This is a genomic window from Sphingomonas sp. (genome assembly GCF_041661825.1).
Classification (GTDB): domain Bacteria; phylum Pseudomonadota; class Alphaproteobacteria; order Sphingomonadales; family Sphingomonadaceae; genus Sphingomonas.
Genome location: NZ_JBAZTU010000003.1, coordinates 255,884 through 274,099, shown reverse-complemented (window position 1 = coordinate 274,099; position 18,216 = coordinate 255,884). Strand labels below are relative to the sequence as shown.

The following is an 18,216-nucleotide window of genomic DNA, read 5'->3' as shown; positions in this document are numbered from 1 at the left end:
CCATGCCCCGCGAGATCACTGCCTATTCCAACCCGCTCATCAAGCGGGTACGCGCGCTTCGCGAGAAACGGCACCGGCGCGAGGAAGGCCTGTTCCTTGCCGAGGGCCTGCGTATCCTCACCGAGGCGCGCGAGAGCGGGCGCCTGCCCGAATATCTGTTCTTCGCGCGCGACAGCGCCAACCATTCGCTCGTCCGCGCGCTGATCGCCGATGTCGAAGCGGCGGGCGGCGAAGCGATCGAGACGGTGCCCGACATCCTCTCCAAGCTCTCCGGCAAGGATAATCCCCAGGCCGTGGTCGGCGTGTTCGCGGAATTCGCCACGCCGTTGGAGAAGCTGGACCGCACAAGCTCGACTATCTGGCTTGTCGCCGAGCGGCTGCGCGATCCGGGCAATCTCGGGACGATCCTGCGCACCGGCGATGCGGTCGGCGCTGGCGGGCTGATCCTGATCGGCGAGTGCGTCGATCCCTTCTCGCTCGAGGCAGTGCGCGCCAGCATGGGCGCACTGTTCACCATACCCATCGTCCAGGCCGGCTGGGCCGAGTTCGTCCCCTGGCTTCGCGCCGGGCCAGGGCAGTTGGTCGGGCTCAGCCTCGATACCAAGCATGATTACCGCGCCGCTGCGTACTCCTCGCCGACCTTCCTGCTGACCGGCAACGAAGCACAGGGCATGCCGGCGGACTATGCGGCCGAGTGCGACCTGCTGGTGAAGATCCCGATGCTCGGCAAGGCCGACAGCCTGAATGCCGCTGTGGCGACCGCCGTCATGGCCTATGAAGTCCTCGCCCAGACAAAGCCTTCGCGCGGCTGAACGGTTGCGTAACGACCGGTTCAGCCTGGCTTGCCTATCCGGCCGTCAAGGAGACCCGAGATGAAGTTCGCGCTTGCCCTTTCCATCCCCGCCTTGCTGATTGCCGGTGCCGCTGCTGCGCAGCCGCGCGAGGTGCCCTACAAGGCCGTCGGCACTGAGCCCGGCTGGGCGCTGACGATCGAGAAGGGCTTGATCCGCTATGTCGGCGATTACGGCCGCACCCGCGTCACAGCGACCGCGCCGGTGCCCCGGCCGAGCTTCAACGGCCTGCGCTATGTCACGCCGCGGATCACGATCGACGTCGCGCGCGCGCGTTGCAGCGACGGGATGAGCGACCGCGACTATCCCGATAGCGTGACGGTGACGGTCGGCCGCAAGACCGTGCGCGGCTGCGGCGGCGATCCGATCGTCGCGCCGCCCCGCGCGCCGGTGATCGAAGGCAATTGGGAGGTCCAGGCGATCGAAGGCCATACGGTGCGCGGCCCCCGCGCAGCGACCATCTCCTTTTCCGGCAACCGGATCAGCGGCAATAGCGGCTGCAACAGCTTCGGCGGGTCGTTCCGCTTCGAGCGCGGCTTTCTCCTCACCGGCCCGCTAATGTCGACCAAGATGGCGTGCATGGGCCCGGCCATGATGCAGGAACAGGCGATCATGCGCCTGCTCGGCCAGCGCCTGAGTGTCAGCACCAACCGCGACGGCAAGCTGGTGCTGAGCGCCACGGGTCTGCGTACGCTGGTGCTGGTGCGGACCGGTCCCGGACGGCGTTAAATCTCTCGGGGATCGGCGGCTATTCCGCCAGCCCGATCTCCGATCGTCTCAGATCTTCGACCGGGTCTTTGCGATATAGTCCAACTCGTTCCTGGCCTTCTGATTGGCTGGATCGAGCGCCAGGCACTTGTTGAGCAAGGCGGTTGCCTCATCCAATTTGCCCAGCTCGATCTGTGCATAGGCCATGCCGTGCCACGCTTTGCAAAGCTCGACGGATGAGGCGCTATTGTCGTCCGCTATCAGGGTCGCCAGGCGGGTGCTGGCGTCCAGCATGGCCGGCCAGTCCTTTACCGCCTGATAGGCGAAGGCGAGTTCGGTCAGATAATTGGGTCGCGCAGGCCGCATGGCGGCGGCGCGCTTCAGATAGGGAATCGCCTCCCCGCCGCGCCCGGTATCGCTCAGCAGATACCCCTTGGCCCATAATGCCGTGCACCAGCCAGCGGGGATGATCAGGACAGGGCGCCTGGCATCCGTCTCGGCGCGCCGATATCGATCGGCCTCGGCGGTGTCGTCGGCGCAGTAGATAGGGCGTTTCTCGCCCGTATGTTCGCGCTCATATTCATCAAGCAACGGATCGATGATTTGCGCGGCTTCATCGGCCTTTTTCGCCTTGATCAAATCGATGATCCGACCGAGGCGGGCGTTCCGCGAGCTTTCGATGGAGGCGGTCGGTTCGTGCTGCACCGGCTGAATTGCGGGCGCAGCGCCCCCAAGCACCAACGCCATCAACATAGTCAATCCCCCAAGGTATCGGCGTTATTCGGCAGCTTCGTTCATCGAGCCGTCGATCAGGATCGGCGTGTCGCCATAGCGCGCCAATGCCTCGACCGGCTCGACGCCCTCGATCTCGCGCGCGCCGGGTTCGATGTTGAGGTCGCGCAACTTGCGCGCCGTCACCAGCGTACGACTTTCGAAGCTGCTGACGAAAGTGTTGTAGTTGTTGACCGCTGACGTCAGTCCTCCACCCACCTTGCGCAGATCGCCCGCGGCCTTGGCCAGCCGATCGTACAGTTCCTTGCCCAGTTCGCCGATCTGGCGCGCTTCCTTGGCCAGCCGCTCCTGCCGCCACACGGCGGAGACGGTACGCGCGATCGCGATCAAATTGGTCGGCGTCGCCAGCAGCACGCGCTTCTCGAAGGCGAAGTCCCACAAAGTCGGATCATGCTCGAGCGCGGCGGAGAGGAAATGCTCGCCCGGTACGAACATGATCACATAGTCGGGCGCGTCGGCGAACTGGCTCCAATACGCCTTGTTGCCCAAGCCATTGACGTGCGCACGCATCGAAGCGGCATGAGCCGCGAGTCCGATCGTCCGCTGCGCCTCGTCGACCGCGCCGAACGCGTCCTGATAGGCATTGAGCGAAACCTTGGCGTCGATCACCAGCGACCGCCCGCCCGGCACGTTGATGATGGCATCCGGACGGAGCCGCCCGCCTTCGTCGCCACCCGAGATGCTGACTTCGGTCTGGAAATCGGTATGTTCGGACAACCCGCAGGTTTCCAACACATTCTTGAGCTGCTGCTCGCCCCAGCGCCCGCGCGATTTCGGGGCGTTGCGCAGCGAATTGACCAGCTTGGCCGCTTCGCTGCTGACCTTCTCCTGGCCGATGCGAAGGCCCTCGAGTTGGCCCTTGAGTTGGTCGAAGGCCCCCTGGCGCTCGCTCTCGACCTTGGTGACGGTCTCCTCATATTTCAGGAGACGGTCGCTAACCGGCTGGAGCATCGATTTGAGATTCTGCCCCGCCGTCTCTTCGGATTGCTTGAACCGTGCCTCGGCGCGTTCGAGAAACTGCTTCTGCGCGTCGTTGAGCAGCTTGGCGGCGGTCTCGTTGAAATGACCGGTCATCGCCTCGCGCGAGTTCTTGAATTCCTCGAGCCGGGCTTCGAACGCCTCGGCATGAGCGCGAAGCGTGGCATTCTCGGTGCGGAAGCCATCCCGTTCCTCCCGGATGCCATCGAGTTCATCGCGAAGCTGTGCGGCAGCACGGGCGCGTTCCTCCGCACCGGCAAGATCGACGATGGCGCGCTTGAACTCCTCGGTACGCGCGTCCCGTTCAGCCCGGATTTCGGCAACGCCACGCTTGCCCAGCCCCCAGCCGATGCCGAGTGCCCCCAGGATGGCGATGACGATGATGACGAGGGTAACCGGATCCAACAGCATGCTCCCATGGAACGAAGCACGAACCTACCGCCCAAGACAAGGGTTAACAAGGTGCGGAACCTTCGGCTCGGCGCGTCCGCTTTCACATAATCGTCGCAAATCGAGGAAGGCTTGCGGCTGGCCGGGCGTTCGCTACGACTGCGCGCCATGTTGACCGATATCGCGATCTCGCGCGCCGCCACCCTGAAACCCATCAACGACATCGCCGCCCGTCTCTCCATCCCGCCCGAGGCAGTCGAGCCCTATGGGCATTTCAAGGCGAAGATCGATCTGGCACGCATCCCCGCGACCGGCCAGGTCGGCCAGCTGATCCTCGTCACCGCAATCAGCCCGACGCCGGCGGGCGAAGGCAAGTCCACCACGTCGGTCGGCCTCGCCGACGGGCTCAATCGTATCGGCCGCAAGACCGTGTTGTGCCTGCGCGAGCCCTCGCTCGGCCCCTGCTTTGGTACCAAGGGCGGCGCGGCGGGCGGCGGCTATGCCCAGGTCGGGCCGATGGAGGACATCAACCTCCATTTCACCGGCGATTTCCACGCGATCACCAGTGCGCACAACCTGCTCGCGGCGATGATCGACAACCATGTCCATTGGGGCAATGCGCTCGACATCGATGTGCGCCGCATCGTGTGGCGCCGGGTGCTCGACATGAACGACCGGGCGCTCCGCGACATTGCCCAATCGCTCGGTGGGCCAGCCAACGGGTACCCGCGCGAATCCGGGTTCGACATCACCGTCGCGTCGGAAGTGATGGCGATCCTGTGCCTTGCGAGCGGGCTGGAAGATCTGGAGGAGCGGCTGGGCCGGATCGTCGTCGCCTACACCCGCGACAAGCGTCCGGTGACGGCACGCGACCTGAAGGCGGACGGCGCGATGGCGGTGCTGCTTGCCCAGGCAGTCAAGCCGAACCTGGTCCAGACGCTGGAGGGCAACCCCGCCTTCGTCCATGGTGGGCCGTTCGCCAATATCGCCCATGGCTGCAACTCAGTGATCGCGACGCGTGCCGCGCTGGGGCTCGGCGACTATGTCGTGACCGAGGCTGGTTTCGGCGCCGATCTGGGTGCGGAGAAGTTCTTTGACATCAAATGCCGCCAATCGGGCCTGAAGCCCGCCGCCGCCGTGATTGTCGCGACGGTGCGGGCGTTGAAGATGAACGGCGGCGTGGCCAAGGCCGATCTTGCCACGCCCGACGCTGAGGCGGTCCGGCGCGGCGGCGTCAACCTGGCGCGGCATATCGAGAATGTACGGCAATTCGGCGTTCCAGCAGTGGTGGCAATCAACTTCTTCGGGACCGACATCGATGCCGAGATCGAGGTGATCCGCGACATCGCCGCCAGCCACGGGTCGGAGGCGATCCTGTGCACGCATTGGGCCGATGGCGGCGCTGGTGCCGAGGCGCTGGCGACCAAGGTCGCCGATCTCTGCGATCACGCCACCCCGCAATTCGCGCCGATCTATGACGATGATCTCTCGCTGTTCGAGAAGATCAACACCGTCGCGACCCGCATATACCGCGCGGAGGAGGCTATCGCCGACCCAAGTGTCCGGGCACAACTCAAACGGTGGGAGGATGCCGGGTTCGGCCATTTGCCGGTGTGCATGGCCAAGACCCAGTACAGCTTCTCGACCGACCCGGCCAAGCTGGGCGCGCCGACCGGCCATGTCGTACCGGTGCGCGAAGTGCGGCTGGCTGCGGGCGCCGGCTTCGTGGTCGCGATCTGCGGGGAGATCATGACCATGCCCGGCCTGCCGCGCATACCGGCGGCGGAATCGATCCGGTTCGGAGTCGATGGAGAGATCGAAGGGCTGTTTTGACCTTAAGCCCTCTCCCTCCGGGGGAGAGGGCGGTCCGGAAGGCTAGGCCCGCGGCTCAGGCCGCCTTGCGGGCCTTGGCGAGCTTCTTCAGCACAATGTCACGCTTCAGACGCGAGATGTGATCGATGAACAGCACGCCGTTCAGATGATCGATCTCATGCTGGATGCAGGTCGCGAGCAACCCGTCGAAATCATCCTCACGCTCGGCGCCGTCGAGATCGAGCCATTTCACCCGGCATCGCGTCGGGCGTTCGACCTCGGCATATTGCTCGGGGATCGACAGGCAGCCCTCGTTATAGACCGAGGTTTCCTCGCTGACCGACACCAGCTCCGGGTTGATATAGACCAAGGGCGTGCGGACGGGCTTGGCGTCCTCCGCATCGCTTTCCGGCTCCTGCAGGTCGATCACGACGATGCGCTGCTCGATGCCGACTTGAGTCGCGGCGAGGCCAATGCCCCGCGCATCATACATGGTGTCGAACATGTCGGCGACGATCGTACGGACGGAGTCATCGATCCGTGCGACAGGCTTGGCGACGGCGCGAAGGCCGGGGTGCGGGACTTCGAGGATTTCTAGAACGGACATGGAGGCGAGCTAGGAAAGCGCGAGCCCGCCGTCAAGCGACAGGTCGACGCGCGCGGAGCGCCTGGGCCAGTGTGCCCTCATCCAGATAGTCCAGTTCGCCACCGACCGGCAGACCGTGCGCGAGCTGCGTGACGCGGATCGGGAAGCGTTCGATCCGCTCGGCGATATAGTGCGCGGTCGTCTGGCCCTCCAGGGTAGCGTTCATCGCCAGTACGACCTCGTCGATGCCGCCGACCTCGATTCGACGGACCAGCGAATCGATGCTGAGGTCTTCCGGACGGACGCCTTCCAGCGCCGACAGTCGCCCGCCCAGCACGTGGAATCGCCCTGGGAACAGCCGCGACCGGTCGAGCGCCCAGAGATCGGCGACTTCTTCGACCACGCAGAGCGACCGCGCGTCGCGGCGCGGGTCGGCACAGATGCCGCACGGGTCTATCGTATCGATATTGCCGCAAATAGAACAGGTTGAGAGCCGTTCCTCCACCGCGGTGAGTGCCGACAGTAACGGCCCAAGCGCCGCTTCACGCTTCTTGAGCAGGTGAAGCACTGCGCGGCGAGCCGAACGCGGCCCAAGGCCGGGCAGTCGGGCAAGCGCCTGGGTGAGGGCTTCGATCTCGGGAGATGCCATGAGGAACAGATAGGGGGTTGCGTGGCCCTCTGCCAAGCGGCCAGAGCGTAACCATGCGGATCGTCTTCATGGGAACGCCCGAATTCTCGGTGCCGGTGCTCCAGGCACTTGTCGATGCAGGCCATGACGTCGTGGCGGCGTACAGCCAGCCACCGCGCCGTGCCGGCCGTGGCAAGGCGCTGACGCCCTCTCCCGTCCAGACACGTGCCGAGGCCCTGGGCATCGTCGTCCGGACCCCGGTGTCGCTGCGCGATCCCGACGCTCAGGCCGAGTTCGCGTCCTTTGAAGCCGATGTAGCGGTGGTTGCGGCCTACGGCCTCATCCTGCCGCGTGTGGTGCTTGAGGCGCCCCGGCTGGGCTGCCTCAACGTCCATGGCTCGTTGCTGCCCCGCTGGCGCGGCGCCGCGCCGATCCAGCGCGCCATCCTCGCCGGCGATGCCGAGACAGGCGTCGGCATCATGCAGATGGAAGCCGGCCTCGATACAGGGCCGGTACGGCTCGAGGGGCGGACGCCGATCGACGGCAAGACCGCCGGCGCCCTCACCGACGAACTGAGCGCGATGGGCGCGCGGCTGATGGTCGAGGTGCTTGGCGATATCGCCGCCCATCCCCCGGTGGTACAGCCCGAGCAAGGCGTCACCTACGCCCCGAAGATCGACAAGGCCGAGGCACGGATCGATTTCTCGCAGGGCGCGGTCGAGGTCGAGCGGCAGATTCGGGCATTCAATCCAGTCCCCGGCGCCTTTTTTGAGCTAGGCGCAGAACGGATCCGGGTGCTCGCAGCCGATATACTCCCTGGCACTGGCAGCCAGGGCGCGGTTCTTGACGATCAACTCACCATCGCCTGCAGCGACGGCACAATCCGCCCGAGCCTTCTGCAACGGGCAGGCCGCGGCGTCATGACATCATCCGAATTGCTACGCGGCTTCGCGATACCGGCCGGAACGCAGCTCTCATGACGCGGTTCGCGCTGACGGTGGAATATGACGGCCGGCCCTTCATGGGCTGGCAGCGCCAGGCGCACGGTCCGAGCGTGCAGGAAGCAATCGAGATTGCCGCCCTGAAGATCACCGGCGAGACCGTCGCCGTCCACGCCGCCGGCCGCACCGATGCCGGCGTCCATGCAACCGGCATGCGCGCGCATGTCGATATCGCACGGGCGATTACGCCGTTCCGGCTGATGGAGGCACTCAATGCGGTCGTACGCCCGGCGCCAGTCGCGATCCTGGCGTGCGAGGTCGTGCCGGATGACTGGCACGCCCGCTTTTCTTGCCTGGCGCGTCACTACGAATACCGGATCGTCACCCGCCGTGCTCCGCTGACCTTCGAGAACGGGCTGGCGTGGCGCGTGCCGACATCGCTCGATACGCGGGCAATGGCAGAGGCGGCGGCACGGCTGGTCGGCCGGCATGACTTCACCACCTTCCGCTCGGCGCATTGCCAGGCGGACAGCCCGCTACGCACCCTCGACCGACTCGATGTGGTGGCCAGCGGCGACCGGATCAGTGTGTTCGCCTCGGCGCGGTCGTTTCTTCACCATCAGGTCAGGTCGATGGTCGGCTGTCTCGCGCTGGTCGGGCAGGGAAAATGGTCGCCGGATGAGTTGCAGGCGGCCCTCGAGGCGCGGGATCGGTCGAAGCTCGGACTGAACGCGCCGCCGGATGGGCTGTATTTCCTACGGGCGGATTATCCCTGACCTTGCCTTATCGCCCGAAACGAACGGAGTAGAGGTTAGCGGCTGAACTTCGCCGCCAGTTCCACATGAGTAGACCAGCGGAATTGCCCGACCGGCTGGATCCATTCCAGCCGATAGCCTCCCTTGCACAAGATCTCCGCATCGCGTGCAAAGCTACTGGGGTTACAGGAAACATAGGCAATGACTGGCGTCTTCGCTTCGGCCAGTTGCGCCACCTGCTCGCGCGCACCAGCCCTGGGCGGATCGAGCACGATTGCCTCGAACCTGTCGCATTCCGCTGCTGTCAGCGGCCGCCGGAACAGGTCCCGGTGATCGGCGAAGAGTTGCCGACCCGTCCGGGCGCCCGCCCCCTTGAGCGACAATATGGCGTCACGCGCCGCCTCAGCCGCATAGACTCGTCCTGGCAGCGCCAGCGCGAAGGTGCCGAGACCCGAGAACAGATCGGCCACCGTCCCTGCCTGCCCGATCGCCTCGCGTACCGCAGCGACCAGTGATGCCTCGCCTTCCTGTGTCGCCTGGAGGAACGAATTGTGCGGCATCGGCACCGGAACGCCCGCCAGCGTGATGGTGACCGGCTCGGGCTCCCACCGCGTTTCCGGGCCCAGGCCATTGTCGATCGACAGTCGCGCGACGCCGTGGCGCTGGCAGAACGCCGTGATCGCCTCGGCCGCTTCCAGCCCCTCCGCCTCGATCCCCTCGATCAGCAGGTCGATACCCTGATCCGCTTCGGTGAGATGCAGCCGGGCGCGCCTGTTGGCCTTGAGGAAACGCCCCAACAGCCCCCGCAATGGTGCCACCAGCGCGAACAATGTGGGGGTAAGGATCCAGCACTCCTGCAAATCGACCAGCGCATGGCTCGACCCCTCGCTGAAGCCGATCCGGATGCGCCCGCCCTTCGCCTCGGCCTGCAGCGCCGCACGCCGGCGGGTGCGCGGCGGCGACAGCGCGGGCGAGCGTATCTCAGTTGCAAGGCCGTGCGCCTCCAGCGCCCCTGCGATGCGGTCGCTGATGAAACGCGCATAACTCTCGTCGTCGAGATGCTGGAGCTGGCAGCCGCCACAGGTCGGAAAATGGCGGCATGGCGGCACCTGATGGTGCGGGCCGGGGATTACCTGCCCCTCTGCCGTCAGCGTGTCGCCGGGCGCCGCCAGCGCCGCGTGACGGCCATTGGCGGTGATGCCATCGCCGCGTGCGGCGACCCGGACGATCGTGTCGCTCACAGCGCGGCCCGGGCCGCGCTGAGCGCCAGGGCAAGATCGTCAGCGATGAAGGCGCCGCCCAGCTTTCGCGCAGCCGCGCTGTGGAGCCAGACGCCGGCCGCAGCGGCATCGATCGCCGACCCGGCGCGCGCGGCCAGCATCGCACCGACAGCGCCGGCCAGCACATCGCCGGTGCCAGCGGTCGAGAGCCAGCGGCTTGCGCCCGGTGCGATCCGAACCTGACCATCGGGTGCTGCGATGACGGTATCAGCCCCCTTGAAGACGATGGTCGCCCCCGCCCTAGCCGCCGCGGCGCGGGCACGGTCGATCTTGCTGCCGGTACCCTTGCCGAACAGCGCATCGAATTCGCCCGCATGCGGCGTCAGCACGACAGGGGCCGCATGGGCGTGGAGCCGTGCAAGGCGCGTCGCGTCGAGAAGGTGGAGCGCATCCCCGTCGATGACGAGGGGGCGGGACGCGGCCAGAGCCAGATCCAGCCGCGTTCCGGCGACCGCACCGCGGCCGAGCCCCGCCCCGATCACCACCGCGCCGACGCGCGTGTCGTTCAACGCCTCCGCCGCAAACGGCCTGCGGACGATCGCATGAGGCTGTCCACCAGTGCCGTCGGCGAGCAGCAGGACATAGCCGGCCCCCGCGCGCATCGCCGCCAGGGCTGCGAGCTCGGCCGCGCCCGGCATTTCCCCGCCGACAATCGCGACCATGCCGCGCGTATATTTATGCGAGTCCGGACCTGGTGCCAGAAGGTGCGGTTCGCCGAGGATGAGCGTATCGCTCGATACGGGCACGCCGATGTCGAGCACGCGGATAGTGCCGCAATGGCTCGCGGCGGGATACAGCAGATGCGACGGCTTGGCTGCGCCGAGCGCCAGGGTCAGGTCAAAGACGGGGACCTGATTCAGCACCGTCCCGTCATCGGTCGCGATGCCGCTCGGCAGATCGACCGCGATCGCCAATCTTGCCCGGTCACGCAGGCGGACCAGGTTGGCGGCAACCGCCGTATCAAGAGGACGCGACAGACCGGTTCCGAATAGCGCATCCACCAGGACCGGCGCTGGCGCCGCCCTGTCGAGCGTCTCGACCGCTCCATTCCACCGCGCGCGGGCGTGTTTCGCAGCCTCCGTACGCGGTTCACCGCTGGCGGCAACGCGCACCGACACACCGGCTGCGTGGAGTAAAGCTGCGGCAACATAGCCGTCCCCGCCATTGTTTCCCGGTCCGCACAGGATGAGGACCTCATTGCCCACGCCAAGGCGCCGGACCATTTCAGCGACCTCCCGGCCGGCACGGTCCATCAGGCTCTGGACCGTCGCTCCTCCAATAATGGCATCGTCCTCGGCAGCGCGCATTTGCGCGGCCGTCAGCACAGGCTTGCCTGAAAGTGACGTCATGACGCCGGCTTGGCTGGCCCGCGCACGGTGGCGGGCAGGCGGTAGCGATCACCACCCAGCGCCACCTCGATGCTTTCCTTGTCCAGCACCGTCACGACCGCCTGTTCTGCCCCGTCCGCTGCGATCACCCCGCGCCCGTCCTTCGTCACCAGCAGCCGGTGGAAGGCGCCGTCCGGATGGCGGAGGGTCAGCACCAGCCCTTCGTCGCGCTGCTCGCGGTCGACGGTGCAGACGCGCGCAAAATCCGCCGATCCCGCCCTGGCGCAGACGATATTGCCCGATTCCTCGGCGCGAGCGATCTGCGCCGCCTCGACATTGGCGAGCGTCCCGTGATCCGTTTTGGACTCGCCACAGGCGGCAAGGCCGAGGGCAAGCACCAGTGCGCTAGATATCCGCGTAGACATGGGTTTCGGCGCTTGCTCCAGGGTGCGTGACCGCGCCCTTATAGGCAGGCCCGACATTGGCCGCATAGCGCCAGAGCGCGCCGGATTGATAGTCATGCGCACGCGGCACCCATTTAGCGCGGCGCTCGGCAAGCACGTCTTCGGCCACATCGAGGTCGATCGTGCCCGCTTCGGCATCGATGCTGATGGTGTCGCCATTCTCGACCAAAGCGATCGGGCCGCCATCGGCCGCCTCCGGCCCGACATGACCGATGCAGAAACCGCGCGTCGCGCCGGAGAAGCGCCCGTCAGTGATCAGCGCCACCTTCTCACCGAGGCCGAGGCCGTAAAGCGCAGCGGTGGTGGAGAGCATCTCGCGCATGCCGGGGCCGCCCTTGGGGCCCTCATAACGGATGACGATGACCTCACCCTCGTTGATCTCGCGCGCCTCGACCGCCGCGAACGTATCCTCCTCGCAATCGAACACCCGTGCAGGACCGCTGAACTGCAGCCGGTGCATACCCGCGACCTTCACGATCGCGCCATTGGGCGCCAGGCTGCCGCGCAGGCCAACCACGCCGCCGGTCGGGCTGATCGGGGTCTTCACGTCGTAGATGACCTTCTGGTCGGGATTCCACGTCACCCGATCGATATTCTCGCCAAGCGTCTTGCCCGTGACCGTCAGGCAATCGCCGAACAACAGGCCATTGGCGAGCATCGTCTTCATCAGCATGTAGACGCCACCGGCCTCGTACATGTCCTTGGCGACATACTTACCGCCGGGTTTCAGGTCAGCGATGTAAGGCGTTGATTTGAATATCTCCGCGACGTCGAACAGGTCGAAATCGATGCCCGCCTCATGCGCCATGGCGGGCAGATGCAGCGCGCCGTTGGTCGACCCACCGGTCGCCGCGACGATCCGCGCCGCATTGATGAACGCCTCGCGCGTGCAGATGTCGCGCGGACGGATATTGGCGGCGAGCAATTCCATCACCTGGGCACCGGCCGCGACCGCGATCTGCTCGCGCGTCGTGTATGGCGCCGGCACCATGTTCGAATTGGGCAGCGACAGGCCGATCGCCTCGCCAACGCATGCCATGGTGTTGGCGGTATACTGACCGCCGCACGCGCCGTGCCCCGGACAGGCGACCTTTTCCAGCTCGGTCAGGTCCTTGAGCGGGCAATTGCCGGCGGCATGCTGACCGACCGCCTCGAACACGTCGACCACGGTGACGTCCCGGTCGTGATAACGGCCGGGCAGGATCGACCCGCCATAAACGAAGATGCTCGGCACATTGAGACGGAGCATCGCCATCATCATGCCGGGCAGCGATTTGTCGCAGCCGGCAAAGCCGACCAGTGCGTCGTAGCAATGGCCGCGCACGCTGAGCTCGACGGAATCGGCGATCACTTCGCGGCTGACCAACGAGGACTTCATGCCCTGATGGCCCATCGCAATGCCATCGGTGACGGTGATGGTGTTGAACCGCCGCGGCATGCCGCCGCCCTGGATCACGCCGGCGCGCGCCGCATCGGCCTGCGCGTCGAGCGTGGTGTTGCACGGCGCGCTGTCGTTGCCCGCGCTGGCAAGCGCCACGAACGGCTTGGCGATATCCTCCTCGGATATGCCCATCGCATAATAATAGCTGCGGTGCGGAGCGCGCTCGGGCCCGACCGAGACGTGCCGGCTGGGGAGCTTGGATTTGTCGAACTGGTGAGTCATGCGGCGCCTATGTCGCCAGAGGGGCCTTTCGCGCAAGACTATTGCTGATTTTTATCAGAATAGGCCCGAGAATGTCAGTCCAGCGCGCCACGCCTGCCGCATCGCGGATCAGATCGTTGCGGATTTCGATCGCGAGACTCGGGATGCCGTTCGCCTCGCCGTGCCGGTTGAGCGTCGCGTTGAGCACCCGTCCGGAATAGGGCTCGTTATCGCCCGTCTCGATCCCGGCGGCGCGCAACATCGCCACGGCGAGATCCGCTGCCCGGCGATCGCGATTGTACAGGATACCGGCGTGCCACGGTCGCGCGCCTGCCCCGCCGCTTTCCAACTCGGGCGTGAAACTGTGGATCGAAGCGAGCAGGGTTGGTCGCTTCGCCCTGATCAGCGTGGCCAGCGCGCGGTGATAGGGCGCGTGGAAGCGTGCGACCCGATCGACCCGGTCGACACCGACATTGCCCTGGATCGTATGCCCGTCACTCGTGGCGGGGATCAGGGAGGCATGGTCGGGCTGGCGGTGCAGGTCGATCACCAGCCGCGAGACCGTCGCGAGGATCGCGGGCGCTTCCAACCGCGCGGCCAGCGCTTCGGTCAGCGGTGCGGCACCGATATCGATCGCGATATGCTTGTCGAACAAGGCGGCATCGATACCGAGATCCACGCCTTCGGGCACCAGGTTCGAGGCATGGTCGCAGATCAGGAGGATGGCGCCGGGTGCGCCGGGCAGGATGACGGGCGCGCTCATCGGCCTGCCTCACGCAAAACGGCGACGAGTTCGCACCCGCCGCCGCCTTGGGGGGATGACGCCCGGGGGGGCCGGGGATCATCAGCGGGCGCACCGCCTGGAGCGACGGACCCGTTCGATCCTCGACCAGCAAGAGCAGTGCCAATGGCGGATTGCCGTGAGACTCGGCGTGTGTCGGTGAGAAAACGTATCATTTCGGGGCAGAAACCGTCACGCGAGTGCTGATTCGAGACACCACCAGCCTGGGCGGGCGGCGCGTATGGCACGAGCCGCAGCTGCGCGGTCCTCGGGCCGTTTGTACAAGGCGAAGCAGGTGGCGCCCGAGCCCGACATCCGCACCAGGCGCGTGCCGTCGCTGTCGATCAGCAGCGTCAGCGCGTCGCCGATCGCCGGCGCGATCCGCCGGGCGGGCGCTTCGAGATCGTTGCGGCCGAGAATGGCGCGACCAAGCAGGGAGCCGTCGCCGATCGCGCCGCGATCCCTGCCGTCCCAGGCGGCAAAGACCGGTCCGGTCGAGACTGCGACACCCGGATTGACCAGCAGCACCGGCGTGCCCACCAGACCGTCCACCGGCTCGAGCTGCTCGCCCCTGCCCCGCCCCAGCGCGCTGCGGCCGAGCAGGCAGGCGGGAACGTCCGAGCCAAGCCCTTCGGCAATGGCGAACAGCCGCGGATCGTCAAGCAGTATACCATCCCGCCGCGCCAGCGCGCGCAGGGCCGCCGCCGCGTCCGCCGATCCGCCACCAATGCCGGACGCCACTGGGAGCCGCTTCACCAGCGTAAACGCCCCGTCGGCCGGCCCGGCAAAGGCGGTGGCATAGGCGTAGGCAGCGCGCGTGACGAGATTGTCGCCCTCCCCCGCCAGCGCGCCGGCAAAGGGCCCTTCGACGGTGAAAGAGGGCGGGCCGTCCGCCAGCCGCACCTCATCGCCATCCTGCAGGAAGGCGAACAGCGTTTCGATTTCATGATAGCCGTCGTCCCGCCGCGCGCGGACGTGCAGCGCCAGATTGATCTTGGCCGGAGCCTGTTCGACGATCACGGTTTTGCGCGCATCCCGTTGGCGATCTTGGCGGCGATCCGGCTACTGTCCTCCGTATCCGCGACGATCGCGGCCGCCTGCCAAGCATAGCGCGCTTCGTACCGGCGCCCGAGCGACCAATAGGCGTCGCCGAGATGCTCGTTGATCTCCGCATTGGCCGGCTGTCCCCGCGCGGCCAGCTCGAGCATCGGTACCGCCCTGCGCGTGTCGCCACGCTGGAAATACGCCCAGGCGAGCGAATCGATGATCGATGCATCGCCCGGCTGTAGGGAATTCGCCTTCTCCAACAGCGCGATCGAGGCGGCGGGATCTTCGCCATGCTCAAGCCGCGCATAGCCCAGATAGTTGAGCGCGACCGCTTCGTCGGGCGCCATCTCGACGGCGCGTTCCAACGCCTTGCGTGCTTCGGGCCAGCGCCCGGCCTGATCGAGCGCGCCGCCAAGCTGCAGGAACAGGGTCCAGGACGGATTGTCTCCCGCGCGCTTGATGGCCAGCGAATAGGCCCGCGCCGCGTCATCGAAGCGTCCGGCACTGGTCTGGAGGTCGCCGACTCGCGCCGCATCGGTGCTGGTGGCATCCTTGCGATTGGACAGGGTCGTTGCCGCGGCCAGGGCACCCGTGCCTTCGCCCGCACCGCTCAGTACCGCCACCCGCGCTTGCAGCGCCGCCTCATGGAACGGGCTGGACGGCTCGACCTGACCAAGCAGGGTCAAAGCACGGTCGCTCGCCCCGCCGCGCGACAGCGCCTGGGCCAGCAGGATGCGCGCCCGATCGTTGCCCGGGTCGAGCCGCAGCGAGGCCCTCGCCAATGCGACGACGATCGGCGTCGGCTCGCCCTCCGAAAGATCGGCGGCGAGCCGCGAAAACAGCCGCGAGGCACCGAACGCGCTCGACGGCGGCACGCCGTCGCCGATCGTCCGGCGCAGGATGACTACTGCGCTGTCGTTGCCGCTCAGCAGTGCCTTGGCGATATCCGACCTGCCCTTGGCCGCGAACAGTTCAGCCGCACTGATCCGCAGGTCGAGGCTCGCCTGATCCGCGCCCAGCAGCGCCTGAAGCGCAACCGCCCCCTCGTCGACCTTGCCAGTCGCAATCAGCAGCAGCGCACGGTTCTCCGCGGTGTAGCGGCGCGCGACCGGGTTGGACTTGCCTTCGCTGAGCTTTGCAATGGGATCGCCACCGGCGTCATAGACTGCCCAGGCGGAGAGCAGGTTTGCGACAAAATCGAACGGCCCGGCGCCGATCCGCGTCAGGATCGAGGCGGCGGCCGCCTTGTCCCCGGCGCGCACCGCTCGGGCATAGCTGAACAGGATCGCGTCAGGCGGCGCCGCGCGCGCCGCATCCAGCGTCACGATCGCGCGGTCAGCCAGCGCGTCGTCGCCCGCCTCCATCGCCTCGCGGTACGCCCGCCGCGCGATGGCGAGGTTGCCCGGCGCACCGGCCAGCGCCGTGGCATAACCCGCCGCCGCCTGCTCGACCCGGCCGTCGCCATCGGCGGCACGGGCTCGGGCATAGGCAGCAAGATCGTCCGCGCCGCGATCCGCCCAGGCCGGCGTCGCGACGGTCAGCGCCAATAGCGCAATGCCCAGTCGATCACATGTTCGGATAATTCGGTCCTCCGCCGCCTTCCGGCACCACCCAATTGATGTTCTGGGTGGGGTCCTTGATGTCGCACGTCTTGCAGTGGACGCAATTCTGCGCGTTGATCACGAACTTCGCATCGCCGGTCTCTTCGCCCACGATCTCGTAAACGCCTGCCGGGCAATAACGCTGCGCCGGCTCGTCATACATCGGCAAATCATACGCGACCGGGATGGTCGGGTCCTTCAAGGTCAGATGGACTGGCTGGTCCTCCTCATGGTTGGTGTTCGACAGGAACACCGAGGAAAGCCGGTCGAAGGTCAGCACGCCGTCTGGCTTCGGATAATCGATTTTCTGCACCTGATCCTTGCGCCACAGGCTCTCATTGTCCGGGTGGTGCTTGAGCGTGAACGGCATCCTGATGCCGAGATACTCAAGCCACATGGCGATGCCCGAGAGGCCAGATCCAAGGAAATCGCCGAAGGTTTTTACCAGCGGCACCACGTTGCGGACGATCGACAACTCCTTCTTGACCCAGCTCCGCTCGAACGCCTCGGAATAAGCGGTCAGCTCGTCGCTCGACCGGCCGGCCTGGATCGCGTCATAGGCCGCGTCCGCAGCCATGATGCCGCTCTTCACCGCGGTATGGCTGCCCTTGATCCGCGGCACGTTGAGGAAACCGGCCGAATCCCCAATCAGCGCGCCGCCCGGGAACACCAGTTTCGGCACTGATTGCAGCCCGCCATCGCTGATCGCCCGCGCACCATAGGAGACGCGCTTGCCGCCCTCGAGCATCGCGGCGATCGCGGGATGGGTCTTCCAGCGCTGCATCTCCTGGAAGGGCGAGACATAGGGGTTGGTATAGTTCAGCCAGGTCACGAAGCCGATCGCGACCTGCCCGTTCGCCTGATGATAGAAAAAACCTCCCCCGCTGGTGCCGTCGGACAGCGGCCAGCCCTGGGTGTGGATCACCTGGCCGGGAACATGGTTCTCGGGCTTGATGTCCCATAATTCCTTGATGCCCAGGCCGTACACCTGCGGTTGCGCGTCCTTCGCCAGGTCGAAAGTGCGGATCAGTTCCTTGCTCAGATGCCCGCGCACGCCCTCGCCGAGGAAGGTGTATTTCGCGTGCAGCTCGAGGCCCGGCGTATAATCCGGCTTGTGCGTGCCGTCACGCGCCACGCCCATGTCACCGGTCGCCACGCCCTTGACCGATCCGTCCTCGTTGAACAGTACCTCGGCGGCAGCAAAGCCCGGGAATATCTCTACGCCGAGCTCTTCCGCCTGCCCCGCCAACCAGCGGCACAGATTGCCGAGCGACCCGGTATAGGTGCCCTTGTTGTGCATGAAGGGCGGCGTGAAGATATGCGGCAGGCCGATCTTCTTCTTTTTCGTCAGAATCCAGTGCTGGTTGTCAGTCACGGGCACTTCGGCCATCGGACAGCCCTTGTCGCGCCAGTCCGGGATCAGCTCATCGAGCCCCTTGGGGTCGACCACCGCGCCGGACAGGATATGCGCCCCGACCTCCGAACCCTTTTCGAGCACGCAGACCGAGATTTCACCGCCCTTTTCAGCCGCCAATTGCTTCAGCCGGATCGCGGCGGAGAGGCCTGCAGGCCCGGCGCCGACAATCACGACGTCATACGGCATGGACTCGCGTTCGCTCATCATCGTCTCCA

The 18,216-nt window shown here is 66.4% G+C and carries 17 protein-coding genes; 5 read left to right on the top strand and 12 right to left on the bottom strand.

Annotation, left to right across the window (positions count from 1 at the left end; translation table 11 throughout):
* Positions 1-2: 2 nt before the first annotated feature.
* Entirely contained in the window at positions 3-812 is an 810-nt protein-coding gene (locus WC729_RS14210; RefSeq protein WP_372853835.1) for a TrmH family RNA methyltransferase, read from the top strand.
* A gap of 60 nt (positions 813-872) precedes the next feature.
* Positions 873-1,580 (top strand): META domain-containing protein, encoded by a 708-nt coding sequence (locus WC729_RS14205; protein WP_372853833.1) that lies wholly within the window; start codon positions 873-875, stop codon positions 1,578-1,580.
* 48 nt (positions 1,581-1,628) lie between these two features.
* Here WC729_RS14205 and WC729_RS14200 read toward each other — a convergent pair whose 3' ends face one another.
* Both WC729_RS14200 and WC729_RS14195 read right to left on the bottom strand, forming a co-directional pair.
* Positions 1,629-2,312, bottom strand: a complete 684-nt coding sequence (locus WC729_RS14200) for a tetratricopeptide repeat protein (protein WP_372853831.1) — start codon at positions 2,310-2,312, stop codon at positions 1,629-1,631.
* Positions 2,313-2,336: 24 nt separating this feature from the next.
* Positions 2,337-3,740 (bottom strand): DNA recombination protein RmuC, encoded by a 1,404-nt coding sequence (locus WC729_RS14195; protein WP_372853830.1) that lies wholly within the window; start codon positions 3,738-3,740, stop codon positions 2,337-2,339.
* A gap of 147 nt (positions 3,741-3,887) precedes the next feature.
* Here WC729_RS14195 and WC729_RS14190 point away from each other — a divergent pair, with 147 nt between their 5' ends.
* Positions 3,888-5,552, top strand: a complete 1,665-nt coding sequence (locus WC729_RS14190) for a formate--tetrahydrofolate ligase (RefSeq protein WP_372853829.1) — start codon at positions 3,888-3,890, stop codon at positions 5,550-5,552.
* Positions 5,553-5,607: 55 nt separating this feature from the next.
* On the opposite strand, the gene def is transcribed toward WC729_RS14190, so the two are convergent.
* Entirely contained in the window at positions 5,608-6,138 is a 531-nt protein-coding gene (gene def / locus WC729_RS14185) for a peptide deformylase (RefSeq protein WP_372853828.1), read from the bottom strand.
* 31 nt (positions 6,139-6,169) lie between these two features.
* Entirely contained in the window at positions 6,170-6,766 is a 597-nt protein-coding gene (gene recR, locus WC729_RS14180; protein WP_372853826.1) for a recombination mediator RecR, read from the bottom strand.
* Between the two features lie 53 nt (positions 6,767-6,819).
* On the opposite strand from recR, the gene fmt reads away from it, so the two are divergent.
* Complete coding sequence (gene fmt / locus WC729_RS14175; RefSeq protein ID WP_372853824.1) at positions 6,820-7,725, top strand: methionyl-tRNA formyltransferase; 906 nt, start codon at positions 6,820-6,822, stop codon at positions 7,723-7,725.
* Positions 7,722-8,462: a tRNA pseudouridine(38-40) synthase TruA gene (gene truA / locus WC729_RS14170; RefSeq protein WP_372853822.1), complete on the top strand. Its 741-nt coding sequence runs from the start codon at positions 7,722-7,724 to the stop codon at positions 8,460-8,462. Before fmt ends, truA begins: the two co-directional genes overlap by 4 nt.
* Before the next feature lie 35 nt (positions 8,463-8,497).
* Here the strand turns inward: truA and WC729_RS14165 are convergent, their stop codons facing one another.
* The 8 genes from WC729_RS14165 to WC729_RS14130 form a co-directional block, all read right to left on the bottom strand.
* Positions 8,498-9,682 carry a class I SAM-dependent RNA methyltransferase gene (locus tag WC729_RS14165; protein WP_372853820.1) on the bottom strand — a complete coding sequence of 395 codons (1,185 nt, stop codon included), beginning with the start codon at positions 9,680-9,682 and terminating at the stop codon, positions 8,498-8,500.
* Positions 9,679-11,070, bottom strand: coding sequence for an NAD(P)H-hydrate dehydratase (locus WC729_RS14160; protein WP_372853818.1), 1,392 nt, complete (start codon positions 11,068-11,070; stop codon positions 9,679-9,681). The genes WC729_RS14165 and WC729_RS14160 overlap by 4 nt, the downstream gene beginning before the upstream one ends.
* On the bottom strand, positions 11,067-11,447 hold the full coding sequence (locus tag WC729_RS14155) for a hypothetical protein (RefSeq protein WP_372853816.1): 381 nt from the start codon (positions 11,445-11,447) through the stop codon (positions 11,067-11,069). The genes WC729_RS14160 and WC729_RS14155 overlap by 4 nt, the downstream gene beginning before the upstream one ends.
* 7 nt (positions 11,448-11,454) lie before the next feature.
* Positions 11,455-13,176, bottom strand: coding sequence for a dihydroxy-acid dehydratase (gene ilvD / locus WC729_RS14150; RefSeq protein WP_372853814.1), 1,722 nt, complete (start codon positions 13,174-13,176; stop codon positions 11,455-11,457).
* A gap of 7 nt (positions 13,177-13,183) precedes the next feature.
* Positions 13,184-13,918 carry an N-formylglutamate amidohydrolase gene (locus WC729_RS14145; protein ID WP_372853812.1) on the bottom strand — a complete coding sequence of 245 codons (735 nt, stop codon included), beginning with the start codon at positions 13,916-13,918 and terminating at the stop codon, positions 13,184-13,186.
* 210 nt (positions 13,919-14,128) lie between these two features.
* On the bottom strand, positions 14,129-14,956 hold the full coding sequence (locus tag WC729_RS14140) for a 4-(cytidine 5'-diphospho)-2-C-methyl-D-erythritol kinase (RefSeq protein ID WP_372853810.1): 828 nt from the start codon (positions 14,954-14,956) through the stop codon (positions 14,129-14,131).
* Complete coding sequence (locus WC729_RS14135; protein ID WP_372853808.1) at positions 14,953-16,530, bottom strand: tetratricopeptide repeat protein; 1,578 nt, start codon at positions 16,528-16,530, stop codon at positions 14,953-14,955. The genes WC729_RS14140 and WC729_RS14135 overlap by 4 nt, the downstream gene beginning before the upstream one ends.
* Positions 16,531-16,549: 19 nt before the next feature.
* Positions 16,550-18,205, bottom strand: a complete 1,656-nt coding sequence (locus tag WC729_RS14130; protein ID WP_372853806.1) for an electron transfer flavoprotein-ubiquinone oxidoreductase — start codon at positions 18,203-18,205, stop codon at positions 16,550-16,552.
* Positions 18,206-18,216 lie beyond the last annotated feature (11 nt).